The sequence below is a fragment of the Burkholderia aenigmatica genome, assembly GCF_048627025.1.
In the GTDB taxonomy this organism is placed as follows: domain Bacteria; phylum Pseudomonadota; class Gammaproteobacteria; order Burkholderiales; family Burkholderiaceae; genus Burkholderia; species Burkholderia aenigmatica.
In genome coordinates this window covers 2,728,484-2,746,786 of record NZ_CP184469.1, presented here as the reverse complement: position 1 = coordinate 2,746,786, position 18,303 = coordinate 2,728,484, and the positions used below count along the sequence as shown (strand labels likewise).

Below are 18,303 nucleotides of genomic sequence, written 5' to 3'. Positions count from 1 at the left end.
GGTCGGCGATCGCACTTCTGTCTGTCACGGTGTTGTCCGCATGCGCGGTCGAGCCGGGCATGCACATGAACCTCACGCAGGATGAGCGGCAGGACGGCGGCATCGCGGCGCAGGCTCACGAAAGCGGCTTGACCGTGTCGCTGCATCGCATCGATGCGGCGTCGTTCGACCGGCCGCGACGCGAGCCTGCTTCGGACGACACGGCGTCGGTACCGATCGGGCCGATCGACGGTGCGCTGATCGCGGCCCAGCGGCGCGATGCTCGTGTGCAGGGAGAGCGTACGCGTGCGGCGCTCTTCGCAATGCCGGCGCCCTACACGATAGACGCGGGCGATGTGCTGCAGATCACGGTTTGGGATCACCCGGAACTGGCTGCTGCACAGGGCAATCCGGGCAATCAGACGATACGTCCCGCCGATCCCCCAGCGGGCTTCGTCGTCGATCAGGCGGGCAATCTGGCGTTTCCGTACGTCGGCGACGTGCATGTCGCAGGTATGAGCACGGGCGAGATTCAGGCCGTGCTTCGCGAGCGGCTGGCAAAGTGGTTCGTCGCGCCGCAACTGACGGTGCGCGTCGCATCGTATCGCGCGAATCGTGTCTATGTCGACGGCGAAGTCCGTGCTCCGGGCGCGCAACCGCTCAACGACATGCCGATGACGCTGCTCGAGGCCGTCACGCGCGCAGGCGGCTTCACGCCCGATGCCGACCAGAGCCGCATGACGCTCGTACGCGACGGTGCCGCCTATCCGATCGACCTGCCTGGGCTGATCCGCGATCGTCTCGATCCGTCGCGCATCGTGCTGCGCAAGGGTGACCTGTTGCAGGTCGGCGCGCGCGACCAGTTCGGCGCGTACGTGATGGGCGAAGTCAACCGGCCGACGACGGCACTGCCGCTGCGCAACGGGCGGCTCACGCTGGCCGATGCATTGGCTCAGGCCGGCAGTGTGAACCAGAGTACGGCCGATCCGAAGCAAACCTACGTGATTCGCGCAGGCGCGGACCGGCAGGCACAGGTGTTTCATCTGGACGGCCGTTCGCCGGTGTCGATGGTGCTCGCCAACGAATTCGAGCTGCAGCCGCACGATGTCGTGTACGTCGACAGCACGAAGCTCGCACGCTTCGGTCGCGTGCTTGCGCAGTTGCTGCCGGCCATCAACGCCGGCCTGACCGCCGCGATCGTCACGAAATGATGAAGCGAATCCTGATGGTATGTGCCGGCAACGTCTGCCGCAGCCCAGCCGCGCAGGTGCTGCTGTCTCGCGAGCTGCCCGGCTGCACGATCGAATCGGCCGGCATCGTGGCGATCGGCGGGATGGCGATCGACCCGGTGATGAGCGAGGTGCTGACCGCGCGCGGATTCGACCTGTCCGGGCATCGCGCGAGACGCGTCGACGACCGGGCCTGCCGATGGGCCGACCTGATCCTCGTGATGGAGGTCGCGCATCGCCACGCGATCGAGCGGACGTATCCGATGACGCGCGGCCGCGTGTACCGCCTCACTGAGCGTTACCAGACCGACGTTCCGGATCCGTATCGCCGAAGTCGCCATGTGTACGACTACGCGATGAGGCTGATCGAGCACGGCGTCGTCGATTGGGCCGCGCGGATTGCCCGTCTCGAACCGAACCTGACGCGACATCCGGATACCGACGCGGTACGCCGGAACACTTGAGGTGAACCTCATATGAACGGATCAAACCAAAGCCGGCGCCTGTCACGCGACGCCGACGAACTCGACGTGCGCGGCATTCTGGACGTGCTGATCGCGCACGCGGGTCGCATCGTCGCTGTCACGGCCGCGTGTGCCGCACTCGGTGCTGCCTATGCGCTCGTTGCGAAGCCGGTCTACAAGGCGGATATTGCCGTGCAGGTGGAAAGCGGTGGATCCGACCTGCGCAGCATGGCGGAAGGCGGGCTCGTCGGCGGCCTCGGCGCGCTGTTCGACGTGAAGTCGACCGACGACGGCGAAATGGAGATCCTGCGTTCGCGGCTCGTGACCGAGCCGGTCGTCGATCTTCAGCGCCTATACATCGAAGCGATGCCCCGCCGCGTTCCCGTGGTCGGTGCCGCCATTGCACGCTTCAATCGCGGGCTGTCGACGCCCGGCCTGCTCGGGATCGGCGGGTTCCTCTGGGGCCGGGAGCACATTGATATTCCGGCGTTCCAGGTGCCGAGCGCTTTTTACGAGCATACGTTCATCGTCACGTCGCGGGGCGACGGACGCTATCGCCTGTCCGGTGCCGATCTCGATCGCGACGCGGAAGGCCGGATCGGCGAGCCGCTGCGCGTGAAGACGGCTGCCGGCGACGTGATCTTGCAAGTGGCCGGAATCAAAGCCGCGGCAGGCGCGCAGTTCGTCGTGAAAGCCGACTCGAAGCAGGTCGTGCTCGCCGAGCTGCGGAACAAGCTGAAGATCGCGAATCGCGGCAAGGATCAGTCGGGTGTGATCGGCGTGTCGTACGAGAGCCACGACCCGGTGCGCGCGGCGGCCGTGCTGAACGCGATCGCCGACAACTATGTACTGCAGAACGCGAACCGCAAGGCGGCGACCGCCGAGAAGTCGCTGGCGTTCCTGAGCGATCAGGTGCCGACGGTGGAGCGCCAGTTGCGTGCGGCCGAGGATCGCCTCAACGCATATCAGGCTCGCCATGAAATCGTGGATCTAACCGAGCAGGCGAAGGCGATGCTGACGCAGTCGACGGATGTGCAGACGTCGCTGTTCGAGCTCGAGCAGAAACGGCTGGCGTTGACGTCGACGCTGACGCCGGTGCATCCGGAGCGGGCGGCGGTCGAGCGGCAGATCGCCGCCGCCAAGGCGCAGATCGGGATGGTCAACGATGCGATCCGCCGCTTGCCCGACGCACAGCGCAACGTCGTGCGCCTGCGCCGCGACGTGACGGTGCAAACCGAGATCTATGTCGGCCTGCTGAACAGCATCCAGCAGCTTCGCGTCGCGACCGCGAGCAAGATCGGCAACGTGCGTGTGATCGATCGCGCGATCGTGCCAGACGAGCCGGTGCGACCGAGGCCGGCGCTGGTGACGGTGATTGCCGCGCTGGTTGGGCTCGTGCTCGGCACATGCGGCGTGATTGGCCGTGCCGTGCTGTTCGGCGGTGTGACCGATCCCGCCGAGATCGAGCGCGACACGAACATGAATGTGATCGCGACGATTCCGCACAGTGCCGCGCAACGACGGTTCGCGCAGCGCGACATGGCGCGCCGCGGCGTGCCGGTCCTGTCGCTTGCGCGACCGAACGAACCTGCCGTCGAAGCGCTACGCAGCCTCTGCACGGCGCTGCGGTTTCAGTTGCTGGACCGGCCCGAAGGCAACCGCGTACTGATCACGGGCCCGTCCGCCGGTGTCGGGAAATCGTTCGTGTCGGCCAACGTCGCCGTTTTGCTCGGCCAGTCGAGCCTGCGTGTGCTGTTGATCGATGGAGACCTGCGCCGCGGCGAGCTTGCCGAGCGTTTCGGCATTCGGCCGGAGATCGGATTGTCGACGGCCCTGCGCGGCGGCGTGATCGCCGACGACGCGATCGTTCGCGACGTCGCGCCGAACGTCGATCTGTTGCCGGCCGGCCCGCGCGCCGACCGGCCTGTCGAATTGCTGTCGTCGCAGCGACTGGCGGCGTTGCTGGCGCACGTGACACGCGATTACGACGTCGTGCTGCTCGACGCACCGCCGCTGCTGCCGGTGACGGATGCCGTCGTGCTGGCCGCGCACGCCGATGCGATCCTGCTCGCCGCGCGTTCCGGCGTGACGACCATGGGCGAGCTGCTCGAATCGGCGAAGCGAATCGAGCGAGCGGGCACGCGCGCGACAGCCGTCGTGTTCAACGGCTTCCGTCCGGGGCTGCGTTCCGTGCAGTACGGCAACTACGGTGCTTACGCGTACGACGGCGCCGCTTCGCAACCCTCCGCTGATCGCGCCTGACAAGCCGATGGAGAATCCAATGACCCCTCGCCACGAAAACATTCTCGTTACCTTCGGTACTCGCCCGGAAGCCATCAAGATGGCGCCGCTCGTCCACGCGCTGCGCGCCCGCGATGGCGTGCGCTGCGGCGTCTGCGTGACGGCCCAGCATCGCCAGATGCTCGATCAGGTGCTGGATCTGTTCGGCATCACACCGGATTTCGATCTCGACCTGATGCGCGCCGGGCAGACGCTCGGCAGCCTGACCGGGCACATCCTCAATGCGCTCGACCCGGTGCTCGAATCGTTTCGTCCCGATCTCGTGCTCGTGCACGGCGATACGACCACGACGCTGGGTGCGACCCTCGCGGCTTACTACCGGCGCATCCCGGTCGGTCACGTGGAAGCCGGCCTGCGCACCGGCAATTTGTATTCGCCTTGGCCGGAGGAGGCGAACCGGAAGGTAACGGGCGCGCTCGCGCTGCATCACTTTGCGCCGACTGAGACATCGCGTGCGAACCTGTTGGCCGAGGGTATCGACCCCGGTCGCGTCCACGTCACGGGCAACACGGTGATCGACGCATTGCTGACGATTACCGAACGTCTGAAGCACGACCGGGCGCTGGTGCAGCAAATGCGCGAACGGTTCCCGTTCCTCGACGACGCGCGACGGATGATCCTCGTGACCGGCCATCGCCGCGAGAACTTCGGCCGCGGGTTCGAGCAGATCTGCGAGGCGATCGCGACGGTCGCGAAGCGCTATCCGGAATCCCGGATCGTTTATCCGATGCACTTGAATCCGAACGTGCGCGAACCCGTCACGCGGCTGCTCGGCGATATCGACAACGTGGTGCTGATCGAACCGCAGGAGTATTTGCCGTTCGTCTATCTGATGAGTCGTGCGTGGCTGATCCTGACCGACTCCGGCGGGATCCAGGAGGAGGCCCCGTCGCTGGGCAAGCCGGTGCTCGTGATGCGCGACACCACCGAGCGGCCGGAGGCCGTCGCGGCCGGCACGGTGCGATTGGTCGGCACCGAGGTCGAGCGCCTGGTCGGCGCCGTGGTCGAGCTGTGGGAAGACGGCAGCGCCTATCGTGCGATGAGCCGCGCACACAACCCGTATGGCGACGGTCGCGCGAGCGAGCGGATCACGGATCTGCTCGTTTCGCCACCGGTCCGCACGCAAGGGCTGGCATACCTGACCGGCTCGCTCTGCTGAATCCCCGACGTCTGGAGAACCCATTCATGTCATTCGAAACCGTTTCCGTCATCGGGCTGGGCTACATCGGCCTGCCCACCGCGGCGGCCTTTGCCGCGCGTCGTAAAAGCGTGATCGGCGTCGACGTGTCGCAACACGCGGTCGATACGATCAATCGCGGCCGTATTCATATCGTCGAACCTGAACTCGACATGCTCGTGCACGCAGCCGTGACGCAAGGCTACCTGCGCGCGACGACGGTGCCCGAGCCGGCCGATGCGTTCCTGATCGCGGTGCCGACGCCGTTTGCCGACGGCAACAAGCCGGACCTGAGCTATATCGAGGCCGCGTGCCGGTCGATCGCGCCGGTGTTGAAGAAAGGCGACCTCGTGGTGCTGGAGTCGACTTCGCCGGTAGGCGCGACCGAAAGGATGGCCGCATGGCTCGCGGCGCAACGCCCGGACCTGACGTTCCCGCAGCAGGCGGGCGAGCGCTCGGACATTCGTATCGCACATTGTCCCGAGCGCGTGCTGCCGGGCCATGTGGTGCGCGAACTCGTGGAAAACGACCGCGTGATCGGCGGGATGACGAGTAAATGCGGCACGCGCGCGCAGGAGCTGTACGCGGTATTCGTGCGCGGCGAGTGCATCCTGACCGATGCGCGCACGGCCGAGATGTGCAAACTGACCGAGAATTCGTTCCGCGACGTGAACATCGCGTTCGCGAATGAGCTGTCGGTGATTTGCGACCAGCTCGACATCAACGTGTGGGAGCTGATCCGGCTGGCCAACCGCCATCCGCGCGTCAGCGTGCTCCGGCCGGGGCCGGGCGTCGGCGGGCATTGCATCGCGGTCGATCCGTGGTTCATCGTCGATTCGGCGCCGGAGCACGCGCGGCTGATCCGTACCGCGCGCAACGTGAACGACGCGAAACCTCATTTCGTGTACGAGCGCGTGCGGCAGGCGGCGAGCCGGTTCCGTGAGCCGGTGATCGCGTGCCTTGGCCTCGCGTTCAAGGCGGACATCGATGATTTGCGCGAGAGCCCGGCGATGGAGATCGTCGAGGCGCTGGCCGAGAATGCAGACGCGACGCTGCTGGTCGTCGAACCCAACATCACCGCATTGCCGGCAGCGCTCGAAGCGAAGACCCGGCTGTGCGACCTGCACACCGCGCTGGCCGAAGCCGACGTGATCGTCATCCTGGTCGATCACGCGCCGTTCCGGCGCATGGACCCGGTGCGGCTGCAGGCTAAGGTCGTGATCGACACGCGCGGCGTGTTGGCTCGCGCGTGACGGCCGGAGCGTGAAAGCGATGTGGCGGAACGTCGATGCCGGAAAGCTGCTGGGCCGTATCGAGGCGCTCGTCTGTACGGGGGCGCCCGGCCTTTATCGCGTGCTGACGTTCTGGGTCATCCAGCGGGTCTATTCGCTGGACGAGCTCGGGCATGCGGCGTCCAACATGTCGATCGCGCAGATGATCGGCTTCTTCACGGCGATTGGCTGGGCGACGCTGATCCTGGTGCGCGTGCCGGCAAGCGAGGGGTCGCACGCGGCACGCGGCGTGTTCTATTCGCTAGTGTCGATGGCGGTTTGGACTGCCGTGGCGGCGACGCTCGCGTGCGTGCTGGTGTCCGCGACCGGTCTCGTCGCGTTCGATCTCGCCGGCGTGATCGCGCTGATGTGGGGCTGGACCGTGTATCAGCTCGCGCGGCATTTCTTCGTGTCCTATCGTCGCTATCGGATCACGATCGCGTTCGACTGCCTGCTGATCGCGGGATCGTGCGCGATGCTCGGGGTCGGCGAGCGTCACGGCTATGCCGCGTCGCTGTGCCTGGCACTTTCGCTGGCCGTGGTGGCCGTCGCGATGTTCGTCGCGATCGGCGCGCCGGCGCGCGGCACGTTTTCGATCCGAATCGACTTGAAGGGCTTGCAGTTCGGGTTGACCAATTTCCTGTCCGGCGGTATCGCGCTGGTAATCGTGCCGGCCGCGAAGGCGATGTGCGGTGCGTCGTTCGCGGGGATGTTGTCGTTGTTCTCGTCGGTGACGGCGGTCGGCAACCTGCTGCCGCGTGCGATTTCGATCGCGCAATTGCCCGATCTCGTGAAGCGGAAGAAGGACAAGGCGCCGCTCGACACGACGCTGAGCACGATGCGGCGCAATATTGACCTGTCGAATCTGATCGTGCTCGCTGTGAACCTGGTGATGGTGGCGGGGTTGACGTATCGGGCGGGGTTGGATGGGGAGGATGAAACCCTTGCGCTCGCGGCGGGTGTTCTGTTGGCGTTCCAATGTGCCGCTGGTGTCCTCGGCGCCGTCAGCAGCAATGTGATGATGGCATTCGAGAAAAGTGCGACGACTTCGCGGATCAACATCGGGACTTCGCTGCTATTTATTGCGCTCTTCGGCGCGAGTGCTGCGATCGGCGGCGAGGGTGGGCTCTTCTGTCTGCTTGCGGCTTCCGTATCGGTGACGTTGATTCGTACCCGGATCGTGGTGATTCACGCAGAACGCGTGTGCGCAGTCTATGCGGCATCAGTCGATGCAGGGCAGCCGGGCAAAAGACGACCATTGATGGCAGGCCAGCATGATTGACGCCTTCTCTTCGCGTTCGAATACGCCCCCCGTGCAACGGTTTGGCGAGCAGTCGGTACGATTCTCGGCGACCTTGGTCTGGGTCATTCTGGGGCTCGGGTTGATCCTGTCGCCGGTCGGTGATTTCCTGTCCGTGTACGCGAAAAGCAGCGAGGCGGTGCAGGGTGGCGACACACGGGTATCACTGGCTGTACGTGGACTGATCGTCGCCGGGTTGCTGACGGCAACGCTGTGGGGCCTTCGCGTGCGGGTCTCCGACATGCGCGTGGCGATTGCCTCGTCGCTGGCGCTCTGCGTAACGCTCATCGCCTACGCAGTGGGTTCGATGTCCCCTCGTGAAGCGATCGAACAGATCATTTACGTACTCAAGATCTTCTCGTTCTTCGTCTACCCCGCGGCGATGACGCGACTTGACGACAGACGTCTGGCACAGATCGAAACGGTCGTGTTTGCATCGTTGCTGGCCTACGGTGGAGCGATTGTACTTGGAGCGACGTTGTCGATCGAGATGTTCCGCAGCTACCAGGCTCAGACCCATATTCGATCCGGGTACAAGGGAATCATCTATGCGCAGAACGAAGCCGCAGCGCTTGTCGTTGTATCGATCGCGTTCGGCTATCTGCATGCACTGGTGCGAGGCTGGAGTTCACGCAGCGTAGCGCTGGTTTGCTGCATGCTGATTGCTGCGCTGTTGACCGGCACGAAAGGGGCGGTGGTCGGGGTGCTGGGTACGACTTGTGCCTATTTCTATTCGCGTCACAACGCGTTCAAGGCCACACGCTATGCCGCAATCGTAATCGGCGGACTGGCGGTATCGGCGGTGCTGGCATATCTGTTCATTCCGCAGGTCAGCCAGGCAGTCGAACTCAGCCAGCGTTATTTCTCTAGTCAGGGAAGCCGGATCGGCGGCGACAAGCTCGTCACGCTTCTGCTGTCGGGACGTAATCTGAAATTCGCCGCCATTTGGGACGACCTTCGCCAGCAAGACTTTGTCTCGTTGCTGACGGGCGGATACCCGGTCGTGAGATACATGGTCGAGATCGACGTACCCGACCTCATCCTGATGTTCGGTTTGCCGATTTTCTTCATCTACTTCCTCGCGCTGACTCGAGCATTCGTCCGTCGCGGCCCTCGAACTCGAAGCCGGCGGTTCGGCATCCTCTTTTTCATTGTGCTGATCGCGATGGCTTCGAGTGCCGGACACGTGCTCGGATCGGCCGTCATTGCTCCGTATCTCGCATTGATTGCTGTGATGATCCAGCGTGACATACGCAATGCCCATGAGCAAAGGGACACATATGATCATTGAAGGACGCAACCCTTCGCGCGGCTCTGCTATCTCATGCCTCTCGGTGTTGCACGTCGGGCCTGGGCGCGGGCAGCGCGGTGGCATCGCTTCGGTTCTCGATGAACTGGCTGAACAACGCGAGCGCTTCACCGAATGCGGAATTCGCCTTGCATTCTTCGAAACGCAGGGGTTTCAACACATCGGTAGCGTCATGCGATTCTTGGGGCTCGACCTCGCACGTTTTGCGATCGCCATTCGTGCAACCGATGTTGTCCATTTCCACGTGTCCGAGCGCGGCTCCTTCTATCGCAAGTGGGCGCTATCGTTGCTTGCAACGCTTATGCGAAAACAGGTGGTGTTCCATTTGCATTCCGGCAACTTCGGGCGGTTTGCGTCGCAGTCAGGCAGGTTGACGCGGGCATCGATTCGTTGGTTCGTTGGACATGCCGATGCGGTGGTCGGTGTTTCTGAATCTGGCGCTGCGATCCTGAACCGATTCAGGGCGGGAGCAGAGGATGCCATGGTGATCGCCAATTCGGCTGGCGCCGCGCAGCGCAATGCGACGCGAACGTCGAATCACGAGCCGGATGCATCAAACCCCTATATCGCGTTCGCAGGACGGCTGTCCCAGCAAAAGGGCGTGGGTACGTTGATCGAAGCGCTGGCTCTGTTGGTGACGCAAGGGTGCGATGTCCATCTGCGACTGGCCGGCGATGGAGATGTCGGCCAATGGCACGCCCGCGCCGTTGAACTTGGCGTGGCCGAGCGTGTTCATTTTTGCGGCTGGCTCGACGAGGCTGGCAAATCTTGGCTTCTCCGTGGGGCCTCTGTCTTTTGCCTGCCTAGTCGGTTCGAGGCATTCGGCATTGCGGCGCTCGAAGCGATGTTTCTTGGTGTTCCCGTCGTGGCGAGCCGAGTAGGCGGTCTGTGCGATCTGGTTGAGGATGGTGTATCCGGCTGCCTTGTCGATCCGGGTGATGCCAGCGCACTTGCGGACAGTCTCCGCGATCTCTTGTGCGATGCGGGGCGCAGGAAGCGAATGGGCGCGGCTGGCCGGGATCGCGCCTGTCGTCTTTATGCCGTCGAGGTTGTGATGGCGCAGTACGTCGATTGTTATCGGGGAATGGCAAGACATGATTGATAGGGAGAAAAGCGTCGACACGAGTGCTCGCAGGGCCATGGTGCTGGCCGGTCTGGCATCGATCGTTCTGACCGGTTCGGCAATCGGACATGAGCCCGATATTCGCCCGACTTCTTATCGTCTGATTTACTGGAATGACTGGCAGGCCGGAATTGGGGACCTGGAGTTCCAGAAGGCGCAACGTTCGGACATCGTCTGGATACGGGACCCGGTGGTGGCGGGCCGGCACGCGATTCGAGTGCAGTTGCGTAGAGGCGAGAACTTCACGCGTCTCGTGAATACGTTGCCGCGAGCCGAGTTCCTGTTGCCGCGTGACATCGTGCTGGCGCCGGGACAGGAATACTTGATCCAGTGGCGAACCTATTTGCCGAACGACTTTGTGTTTGATCGCGAGCAAATGGAAATCATCACGCAGATCCATCAGAGCGGACTGACTGGATCGCCGCCGTTCATGTTGACGCTGCTTGGCCAGGAGTATGCATTTTCCGTCCGCGGCGGTGTCGATACAGCACACGGGTTCGGTGCACGGCTGTGCTGTGTCGGTGCTGATCTGGGCAAGTGGGTCGAGTGGGCCTTGCAGTATGTGCCTGATGCGAGTGGCCGTCAGGCCGTGACGCATTTGTGGAAGGACGGCGTAAGTGTGTTTGATGGCAGCGGCCGACCGAATGCTTATCCAGGCGACATGTATGCGTATGTGAAATTCGGCGTGTACAAGCCCGATTGGTTGAAATCGCCGTCGGATATCGACTCCGTCACGCTTTACTTTGGCGAGGTGTCGGTCGGCATGAAAGAGGAGGGACGGTGAAAGAATATCGAGACCCCGCTGCCGTCGCCGACGCATTGCTCGATCATTGCAAGCGCTACGATTACGCCGGATACGATCCGTTCGACGGTCTGAACAGCCGCCTGTTCCACCACGCCGGGTTGTCGTGCGTGCCGCTTGCGAGCATCGCGTGGCTGCAGTTTCACAAGCGCAGTCCGATCAATCTGCGCGGGCTCGTCGGCGTGCCGCGAAAGCGCAATCCAAAGGGCATCGCGCTGATGGTTTTGGGCCTGCTGGAGCGCGAAAAGCGCATCGGAGACGAGCAAAGTCTCGTAGAAGCGTGCGAACTTGGCGATTGGTTGCTGGGCCAGCGCGTCGATCGGGCACGATGGCAACACAGTGCTTGGGGATATCACTTCGATTGGGCGGCGCGCGCATTCTTTGTGCCGGTCGGCACGCCGAATGCGATCACAACCTGCTATGCGGCACGCGCGCTCCATGCGCTTGGCGAAGCGACCGGTGAAGCGAGATTCAGCGACGCGGCGGTGGATGCCGGTTACTTCCTCGATTCGCTTTACATGCCGTACGAGGGGGCCGGTTACTACGCATACATTCCAGGCGAGACCGCGTTCGTGCATAACGCCAGCCTGTGGGTGGCAGCGTTCGTCGCCGAGGCAGCCCGTCGCACCGGTTCAGCCTCCATGCGCGAGCGCGCGCTGAATGCTGCGGAACTCAGTGTTTCGATGCAGCGTGACGATGGCGCCTGGGCCTACGGGCTGCGAAGCCATCATGGTTTCGTCGACGGATTTCATACCGGATACAACCTAGAGGCGCTGCGGTTGCTTCAGCGCTCCGCGAATACGCATTGCTTCTCCGATGCGATCGGCCGCGGGCTGGAGTACTACCGGAATACGTTCTTTCTTGCCGATGGAACCGTCAAATACTACGACACGAATGTTTGGCCGATCGACATGCACTCGGTCGCGCAGGCGTTGATCACGCTCCTGACGGTTTCAGGCACGGAAGACGATCGGATGTTGGCGAAGCGCGTGTATGAGCGGGCGATGCAGACGCTGTATCTGCCTGAGGAGCGGCGGTTTGCGTATCAGAGAACCGCACGATTCCTTAATCGGGTCGACTACCTGAGATGGACGCAGGCATGGGCTTTTTATTCAATCGAAATACTTGCAAACAGTCAGTCAGGTCGTTTCAAACCCGAAGCTCCAGTTTCTGAATGAAATCCGGTATGAAAAAAATCGAACTCTTCGGATGCCCGATGGACGTTGCCACCGTATCCGAGACCGTGGATGCGATCCGCAGCCGTATCGCACATCGGCAGTTTACGCAACACGTCGTCGTCAACGTCGCCAAGATCGTCAATATGCAAACCGATCGAGAACTGGCCGCTTCCGTTCGCGCATGCGACATCATCAACATTGACGGCATGGGTGTGGTTTGGGGTGCGCGAGTGCTCGGCTTTCCGGTCCCTGAGCGTGTTGCCGGTGTCGACCTGTTCGATACTTTGCTCGGGATGGCGCAGGAAGAGGGGTGGCCGATCTTCATGCTTGGTGCCACGAATCCGGTGGTTCAGCAGGCGTCGGTCGTGGTGGCGGAGAAGTACCCGCAACTGCGGATCGCCGGCGTTCATCACGGGTATTTCTGGGATGACGAGCGGGCGGTAGTCGAGCGCATTCGTGAATCGGGTGCCCGGTTGCTTTTCGTCGCGATTACCTCTCCACGGAAGGAAAATTTCATCAACCAATGGAAAGCGGTTCTCGGCGTCGATTTCGTAATGGGTGTAGGCGGGACGTTCGATGTCGTGGCGGGGAAGGTGAAGCGTGCGCCGCAGTGGATGCAGCGAAGCGGGCTGGAATGGGCGTACCGAGTGATCCAGGAACCGGGACGGATGTGGAAGCGCTACCTGTCGACCAACAGCCGATTCCTGGTGATGTTGACCGGCGCATATGTGTCCCGGATGTTTCGGCGCAAGAACGCTGTCAATAGCCGATAGATCCGTTCCAACCGAACCGATCGACGGAGCGGCGCATCTGCGGAGACACGCCGTTACCGATCGAGCCTGGAGATCAGATGCCTTGGCGGCGGATGAGCCGGAATGTATCGGCCTCGGGGGCGTCTTCAACCCTCCCTGAAAATCCCGCTATACGCACTCAACGCCGGCACCCCGCCGAGATGCGCATACAGCACCTTCGACCCCGGTTCGAATTCCCCGAGCCGTACCTTGTCGATCATCCCGTGCATCGATTTCCCTTCATAGACCGGATCGGTCAGCATGCCTTCGAGTCGCGCGCACAGGCGAATCGCTTCGAGCGTGCCGTCGTTCGGCAGCCCGTATTCGGGGCCGGCGTAGCGGGTGTCGAGCACCACGTCCGCTGCGGTGATCGGGCGGCCCAGATCCACGAGCTCGGCCGTGTGCCGCGCAATGCGCGTGATCTGCTCATGCGTGCGCTCGGGCGTCGCCGACGCGTCGATCCCGATCACGCGGTCGGCGCGCCCGTCGGCTGCGAAGCCGACGACCATCCCCGCCTGCGTGCTGCCCGTCACCGAGCAGACCACGACGTAATCGAACTTGAACCCGAGTTGCGCCTCCTGCGCCCGCACTTCTTCCGCGAACCCGACGAAGCCGAGCCCGCCGAGCGGATGCTCGGAACAACCGGCCGGAATCGGATAAGGCTTGCCGCCCGCCTGTCGCACGCTTTCCATCGCTTCTTCCCAGCTGCGTCGAATGCCGATGTCGAAGCCGTCCGACACGAGCCGCACGTCCGCGCCCATCATGCGCGACAGCTGGATGTTGCCGACGCGGTCGTATACCGGATCGTCGTAGTTGACCCAATGCTCCTGAACGAGCACGCATTTCATCCCGAGGTGTGCGGCGACGGCCGCGACCTGCCGCGTCTGGTTCGACTGCACGCCACCGATCGACACGAGCGTATCCGCGCCCTGCGCGAGCGCGTCGGGGACGAGGTATTCGAGCTTGCGCGTCTTGTTGCCGCCGAACGCGAGGCCGCTGTTGCAGTCCTCGCGCTTCGCATACAGCTCGACCTTGCCGCCGAGGTGCTCGCTCAGGCGCTTGAGCGGCTGGATCGGCGTCGGGCCGAACGTGAGCGGATAACGGGGAAAACGTTGCAGGTTCATCGGCGAGCTCCGGAGGGCGGTGAAAGTGGCTGCTGCGTCCGGGGCGCGGCCGGCGGCGGCATCCCGATGGAAAAATGATAGGGAGGACGGCGAGAAATGAGCTTGCGAAATAAAGCTTCGCGGCCTACGTTATCGAAGGAGATAACGCATTCAAAACAATTTGAATGCGCTGAAACGGAGATTGACGCAATGAAATTAGAACGAAGCGGCGCCGCGCTGGCCGACGCCCCACCGGCGCTCGATCGCATCGACCGCGCGATCCTGCGGCAACTGCAGCAGGATGCGTCGATCTCCAACGTGAGCCTCGCGGCGAAGGTGAAGCTGAGCGCGCCGGCGTGCCTGCGGCGCGTCGAGCGGCTGAAGGAAATGGGGCTGATCCGCGGGATCGTCGCGTTGCTCGACCCGAAGCCGCTCGGTGCCGGCATGCTGGTCGTGATCGGCTTCGTGCTCGATCGCTCGACGCCCGAAGCGTTCGCGGCGTTCGAGCAGGCCGCGCAGAAAGTGTCGGGATGCGTCGAGTGCCACGTCGTGACCGGCGAATTCGACTACTTCATGCTCGTGCGCACGCGCGACAACGAGAGTTTCAACCGGCTGCACGCGGAACAGCTGCTGTACCTGCCGGGCGTGCGGCAGGTGCGTTCGTTCATGGTGCTCAAGGAGATCCTGTCGACGCATGCGCTGCCGCTGTAAGCACGCGTGTTCGGTGAATGCACATCGGACCGGTGCCGGGCAACCCGCCAACCCGTTCGTTTGCCGACGAAACCGCGACAGTCTTCCGACGCAGCCGACAGGCACTGAACGAATCGTGCGCACGCGCGTCGCACCTTCACGACGCGGCGCGAACCGATCGCGTATGCTCGTCCCGTCGGCGGCGCGAGCAGGCCGCCGGAGCCGGTTCATGCATGTGACGACCCATCAACGAGCGAGGACATCATGGCAAGACAGACGATGGCGGAGTACCTGGCGAAGACGCTGGCGGCAGCGGGTGTCGAGCGCATCTGGGGCGTGACGGGCGACAGCCTGAACGGCCTGTCGTTCAGCCTGAGCCAGATCGGCTCGATCCGCTGGATGCACACGCGTCACGAGGAAAGCGCCGCGTTCGCGGCCGGTGCGGATGCCGCGTCGACCGGGCGGCTCGCCGTGTGCGCGGGCAGCTGCGGCCCCGGCAACCTGCACCTGATCAACGGGCTGTACGACTGCCACCGCAATCACCAGCCGGTGCTCGCGATCGCCGCGCACATTCCGTCGACCGAGATCGGCCTCGGCTATTTCCAGGAAACCCATCCGCAGGAGCTGTTCCGCGAGTGCAGCCACTTCGCGGAGCTCGTGACGAACGCGTCGCAGTTCCCGCGCGTGCTCGCGCGCGCGATGCGCACCGCGATCGACGAGCGCGGCGTCGCGGTGATCGTGCTGCCGGGTGACATCGCGCTCGGCGACGGCCCCGAAGAACTGCCGGCATGGAGCGAATCGGCGCCGCCGTCGATCCTGCCGGCCGACGCCGATCTCGACCGGCTCGCGGCGCTGCTCAACGCGTCGGACGCGGTCACGCTGTTGTGCGGCAGCGGCACGCGAGGCGCGCACGACGAGGTGGTCGCGCTGGCCGACACGCTCGGCGCGCCGGTGGTGCATGCGCTGCGCGGCAAGCAGTTCGTCGAATGGGACAATCCGTTCGATGTCGGGATGACGGGGCTGATCGGCTTTAGCTCGGGCTATCACGCGATGGAATCGTGCGACACGCTGCTGATGCTCGGCACGGATTTCCCGTACCGGCCGTTCTATCCGTCGAACGCGAAGGTCGCGCAGATCGACTGGAAGGGCTCGCAGCTCGGCCATCGCGCGCCGCTCGCGCTCGGCCTCGTCGGCACCGTGAAGGAAACGATCGCGGCGCTGCTGCCGCGCCTCACGCGCAAGACGCAGCGGCGTTTCCTCGAGAACGCGCTGAAGCACTACGCGGCGGCGCGCAAGGGGCTCGACGATCTCGCGGTGGCCGAGCCGCCGGGCCGCGCGATCCATCCGCAGTATCTGACGAAGATCGTCGATGAAGTCGCGGCGGAAGACGCGATCTTCACGGCCGACGTCGGCACGCCGACGCTGTGGGCCGCGCGCTACCTGACGATGAACGGCAAGCGGCAACTGCACGGCTCGTTCAATCACGGCTCGATGGCGAACGCGATGCCGCAAGCGCTCGGCGCGCAGGGCGCGCATCCGGGGCGGCAGGTGGTGTCGCTGTCCGGCGACGGCGGGCTGTCGATGCTGCTCGGCGATCTGCTCACCGCGCGGCAGCTCAAGCTGCCGATCAAGATCGTCGTGTACAACAACAGCCTGCTCGGCTTCGTGTCGATGGAGCTGAAGGCGGCGGGCTATCTCGACACGAACGTCGACCTGAGCCCGACCGACTTCGCGGCGATCGCGAAGGGCGCGGGTATCTTCAGCGTGCGCGTCGAGCATTCGGAGAACGTCGAAGAGGCGCTGCGCATGGCGTTCGCGCACGACGGGCCGGCGGTGGTCGACGTCGTCACGTCGAAGTACGAGCTCGCAATGCCGCCGAAGATCGAACTCGCGCATGCGAAGGGCTTCAGCCTGTTCATGCTGCGCGCGATCCTCAGCGGGCGCGGCGACGAGATCGTCGAGCTGGCCAGAACCAATCTGCGGTGAAACGGCGCCGCGCTGCTTCGCGCAGCGCGCGCGGCGTACCGTCTCGACGAACGCAGCGGGGTGCGATCGTCCCCGCAGGACGCATTGAACAACACGAAAACATGGCAATCGAGATTCGCGCCTACGAGGCATCCGACCTGCACACGCTGTCGGCCATCTGGTTCGACGCATCGCTGCTTGCGCATTCGTTTCTCGGCGAGGCGCGGCTGCGCGAGCAGCGCACGCTGATCGAACAGGTTTATCTACCCAAGGCGGAAACCTGGGTCGCGTGCCGGGCCGGCGAACCGGTCGGCTTCATCGGCCTGCTCGACGCGTCGATCGGCGGCTTGTTCGTCGCGCCGGCGATGCAGGGCCACGGGATCGGCCGCGCACTGGTCGAGCATGCGCTCGCGCTCAAGGGCACGCTCGATCTCGAGGTGTACGCCGACAATCGCGATGCCCATGCGTTTTACGCGCGGCTCGGCTTCGAGGAAGTGTCGCGGCGTGACGAGGACGATGAGGGCTTACCGCTCGCGAATATCCTGATGCGCGCCACGCGTTAAGCGTGCGGGCAGGTGCCGTGTGCCGCGCGGCACGGAATCGGCTGTGAGGATGTTCCGGTGCGTGTGAGCGTGCCGCGCTCAGGCCGGCACCGCTTCGCGCCCGGCAGCCACCCACTCGCGCACGGCCTCGACGAACAGCCGCAGCGCCGCCGGCGGATGCCGGTTCGCCGGATAGTAGAGGCACAGCGCGCCGAAATCCTGGCTCCATTCCGGCAAGACCTGCACGAGCCGCCCGGCGGTGACGTGATCGGCCACGCGCGACGCCGTCACCCACGCGATGCCGATACCGGCCAGCGCGGCCTCGATCATCAGCCCCTGGTTGCCGAGCGTCATCGGCCCGTCGACATCCACGCTGACGCGCTTGCCCTTGCGGATCAGATCCCATCGATAGAGGGCGCCGCTCTCGAACCGGTAGCGGATGCACCGGTGCTGCACGAGATCCTGCGGACGCGCCGGCGGCGTGTGCCGCGACAGGTAGTCGGGCGACGCCACCGCGATGAAGCGGATCGTGTCGCCGAATTTCACGGCGATCATGTCGCGTGGCACGTCTTCGTGCACCCGGATGCCGGCGTCGAAGCCGTGCTCGACGATGTCGATCAGCCGCGAATCGGTGACGAACTCGACGTGGATGTCCGGATAGCGGGCGACGAACGCGGGCAGCACATGCCGGATCAGCGGGCGCGCCGCCGCTTCCGACGCGCTGATCCGGATCTGGCCGGACGGGCGGTTGCGGGCGGTGGCCGCGTCGTTCAACGCATCTTCGAGATCGGCCACCGCGGGCCGCACGCGCAGCAGCAACTGCTCGCCGGCCTCCGTCAGCGCGACGGAACGCGTCGTACGGTTGAAAAGGCGCACGCCGAGCCGCGCCTCGAGGTGGCGCACCGCATGGCTCAGCGCCGACGGCGACACGCCCAGGATGCGTGCCGCGCCGCTGAAGCTGCGCTGCTCCGCGATCGTGATGAAGGTCGTCAGTTCGCCGATGCCGGTGCGGACCATTTATGAATTTTCCTCAGTAACGCATGAAAGAGTACGCCGATTGTTGAGCGGTATCCATCAAC

At 64.2% G+C, this 18,303-nt stretch carries 16 protein-coding genes; 14 read left to right on the top strand and 2 right to left on the bottom strand.

Annotation, left to right across the window (positions count from 1 at the left end; genetic code table 11):
• Positions 1 to 59: 59 nt before the first annotated feature.
• The 11 genes from ACN8ZM_RS29350 to ACN8ZM_RS29300 are packed head-to-tail and all read left to right on the top strand — an operon-like array spanning position 60 to position 12,906.
• The gene (locus ACN8ZM_RS29350) at positions 60 to 1,190 is read left to right on the top strand and encodes a polysaccharide biosynthesis/export family protein (protein ID WP_420211512.1); all 1,131 of its coding nucleotides are present in this window, start codon (positions 60 to 62) and stop codon (positions 1,188 to 1,190) included.
• Positions 1,187 to 1,672, top strand: a complete 486-nt coding sequence (locus ACN8ZM_RS29345; protein ID WP_420211511.1) for a low molecular weight protein-tyrosine-phosphatase — start codon at positions 1,187 to 1,189, stop codon at positions 1,670 to 1,672. The genes ACN8ZM_RS29350 and ACN8ZM_RS29345 overlap by 4 nt, the downstream gene beginning before the upstream one ends.
• Before the next feature lie 12 nt (positions 1,673 to 1,684).
• Positions 1,685 to 3,934 (top strand): polysaccharide biosynthesis tyrosine autokinase, encoded by a 2,250-nt coding sequence (locus ACN8ZM_RS29340; protein WP_420211510.1) that lies wholly within the window; start codon positions 1,685 to 1,687, stop codon positions 3,932 to 3,934.
• Positions 3,935 to 3,953: 19 nt separating this feature from the next.
• Positions 3,954 to 5,132 carry a non-hydrolyzing UDP-N-acetylglucosamine 2-epimerase gene (gene wecB / locus ACN8ZM_RS29335; RefSeq protein ID WP_420211509.1) on the top strand — a complete coding sequence of 393 codons (1,179 nt, stop codon included), beginning with the start codon at positions 3,954 to 3,956 and terminating at the stop codon, positions 5,130 to 5,132.
• Between the two features lie 26 nt (positions 5,133 to 5,158).
• Positions 5,159 to 6,403 (top strand): UDP-N-acetyl-D-mannosamine dehydrogenase, encoded by a 1,245-nt coding sequence (wecC, locus tag ACN8ZM_RS29330; protein WP_420211508.1) that lies wholly within the window; start codon positions 5,159 to 5,161, stop codon positions 6,401 to 6,403.
• A 19-nt stretch (positions 6,404 to 6,422) separates the two neighbouring features.
• Positions 6,423 to 7,703, top strand: coding sequence for a hypothetical protein (locus tag ACN8ZM_RS29325; RefSeq protein WP_420211507.1), 1,281 nt, complete (start codon positions 6,423 to 6,425; stop codon positions 7,701 to 7,703).
• Positions 7,696 to 9,012: a hypothetical protein gene (locus tag ACN8ZM_RS29320; protein ID WP_420211506.1), complete on the top strand. Its 1,317-nt coding sequence runs from the start codon at positions 7,696 to 7,698 to the stop codon at positions 9,010 to 9,012. The genes ACN8ZM_RS29325 and ACN8ZM_RS29320 overlap by 8 nt, the downstream gene beginning before the upstream one ends.
• Entirely contained in the window at positions 9,002 to 10,132 is a 1,131-nt protein-coding gene (locus tag ACN8ZM_RS29315) for a glycosyltransferase family 4 protein (protein ID WP_420211505.1), read from the top strand. Before ACN8ZM_RS29320 ends, ACN8ZM_RS29315 begins: the two co-directional genes overlap by 11 nt.
• On the top strand, positions 10,125 to 10,937 hold the full coding sequence (locus tag ACN8ZM_RS29310; protein ID WP_420211504.1) for a heparin lyase I family protein: 813 nt from the start codon (positions 10,125 to 10,127) through the stop codon (positions 10,935 to 10,937). The genes ACN8ZM_RS29315 and ACN8ZM_RS29310 overlap by 8 nt, the downstream gene beginning before the upstream one ends.
• Positions 10,934 to 12,133: an aspartate-semialdehyde dehydrogenase gene (locus tag ACN8ZM_RS29305; RefSeq protein ID WP_420211503.1), complete on the top strand. Its 1,200-nt coding sequence runs from the start codon at positions 10,934 to 10,936 to the stop codon at positions 12,131 to 12,133. The genes ACN8ZM_RS29310 and ACN8ZM_RS29305 overlap by 4 nt, the downstream gene beginning before the upstream one ends.
• A gap of 8 nt (positions 12,134 to 12,141) precedes the next feature.
• Entirely contained in the window at positions 12,142 to 12,906 is a 765-nt protein-coding gene (locus ACN8ZM_RS29300; RefSeq protein ID WP_420211502.1) for a WecB/TagA/CpsF family glycosyltransferase, read from the top strand.
• A gap of 125 nt (positions 12,907 to 13,031) precedes the next feature.
• Here ACN8ZM_RS29300 and ACN8ZM_RS29295 read toward each other — a convergent pair whose 3' ends face one another.
• A complete protein-coding gene (locus ACN8ZM_RS29295; RefSeq protein ID WP_043178806.1) occupies positions 13,032 to 14,048 on the bottom strand; it encodes a 1-aminocyclopropane-1-carboxylate deaminase in 1,017 nt (338 codons plus the stop codon).
• 189 nt (positions 14,049 to 14,237) lie between these two features.
• Between ACN8ZM_RS29295 and ACN8ZM_RS29290 the strand changes: the two genes are divergently transcribed.
• From ACN8ZM_RS29290 to ACN8ZM_RS29280, 3 genes are all read left to right on the top strand, one after another.
• Complete coding sequence (locus ACN8ZM_RS29290) at positions 14,238 to 14,738, top strand: Lrp/AsnC family transcriptional regulator (RefSeq protein WP_420211501.1); 501 nt, start codon at positions 14,238 to 14,240, stop codon at positions 14,736 to 14,738.
• Positions 14,739 to 14,981: 243 nt separating this feature from the next.
• Positions 14,982 to 16,703 (top strand): ubiquinone-dependent pyruvate dehydrogenase, encoded by a 1,722-nt coding sequence (poxB, locus tag ACN8ZM_RS29285; protein WP_420211500.1) that lies wholly within the window; start codon positions 14,982 to 14,984, stop codon positions 16,701 to 16,703.
• Between the two features lie 101 nt (positions 16,704 to 16,804).
• On the top strand, positions 16,805 to 17,245 hold the full coding sequence (locus ACN8ZM_RS29280) for a GNAT family N-acetyltransferase (protein WP_420211499.1): 441 nt from the start codon (positions 16,805 to 16,807) through the stop codon (positions 17,243 to 17,245).
• 78 nt (positions 17,246 to 17,323) lie between these two features.
• On the opposite strand, the gene ACN8ZM_RS29275 is transcribed toward ACN8ZM_RS29280, so the two are convergent.
• Positions 17,324 to 18,241, bottom strand: coding sequence for a LysR family transcriptional regulator (locus ACN8ZM_RS29275; protein ID WP_420211498.1), 918 nt, complete (start codon positions 18,239 to 18,241; stop codon positions 17,324 to 17,326).
• Positions 18,242 to 18,303 lie beyond the last annotated feature (62 nt).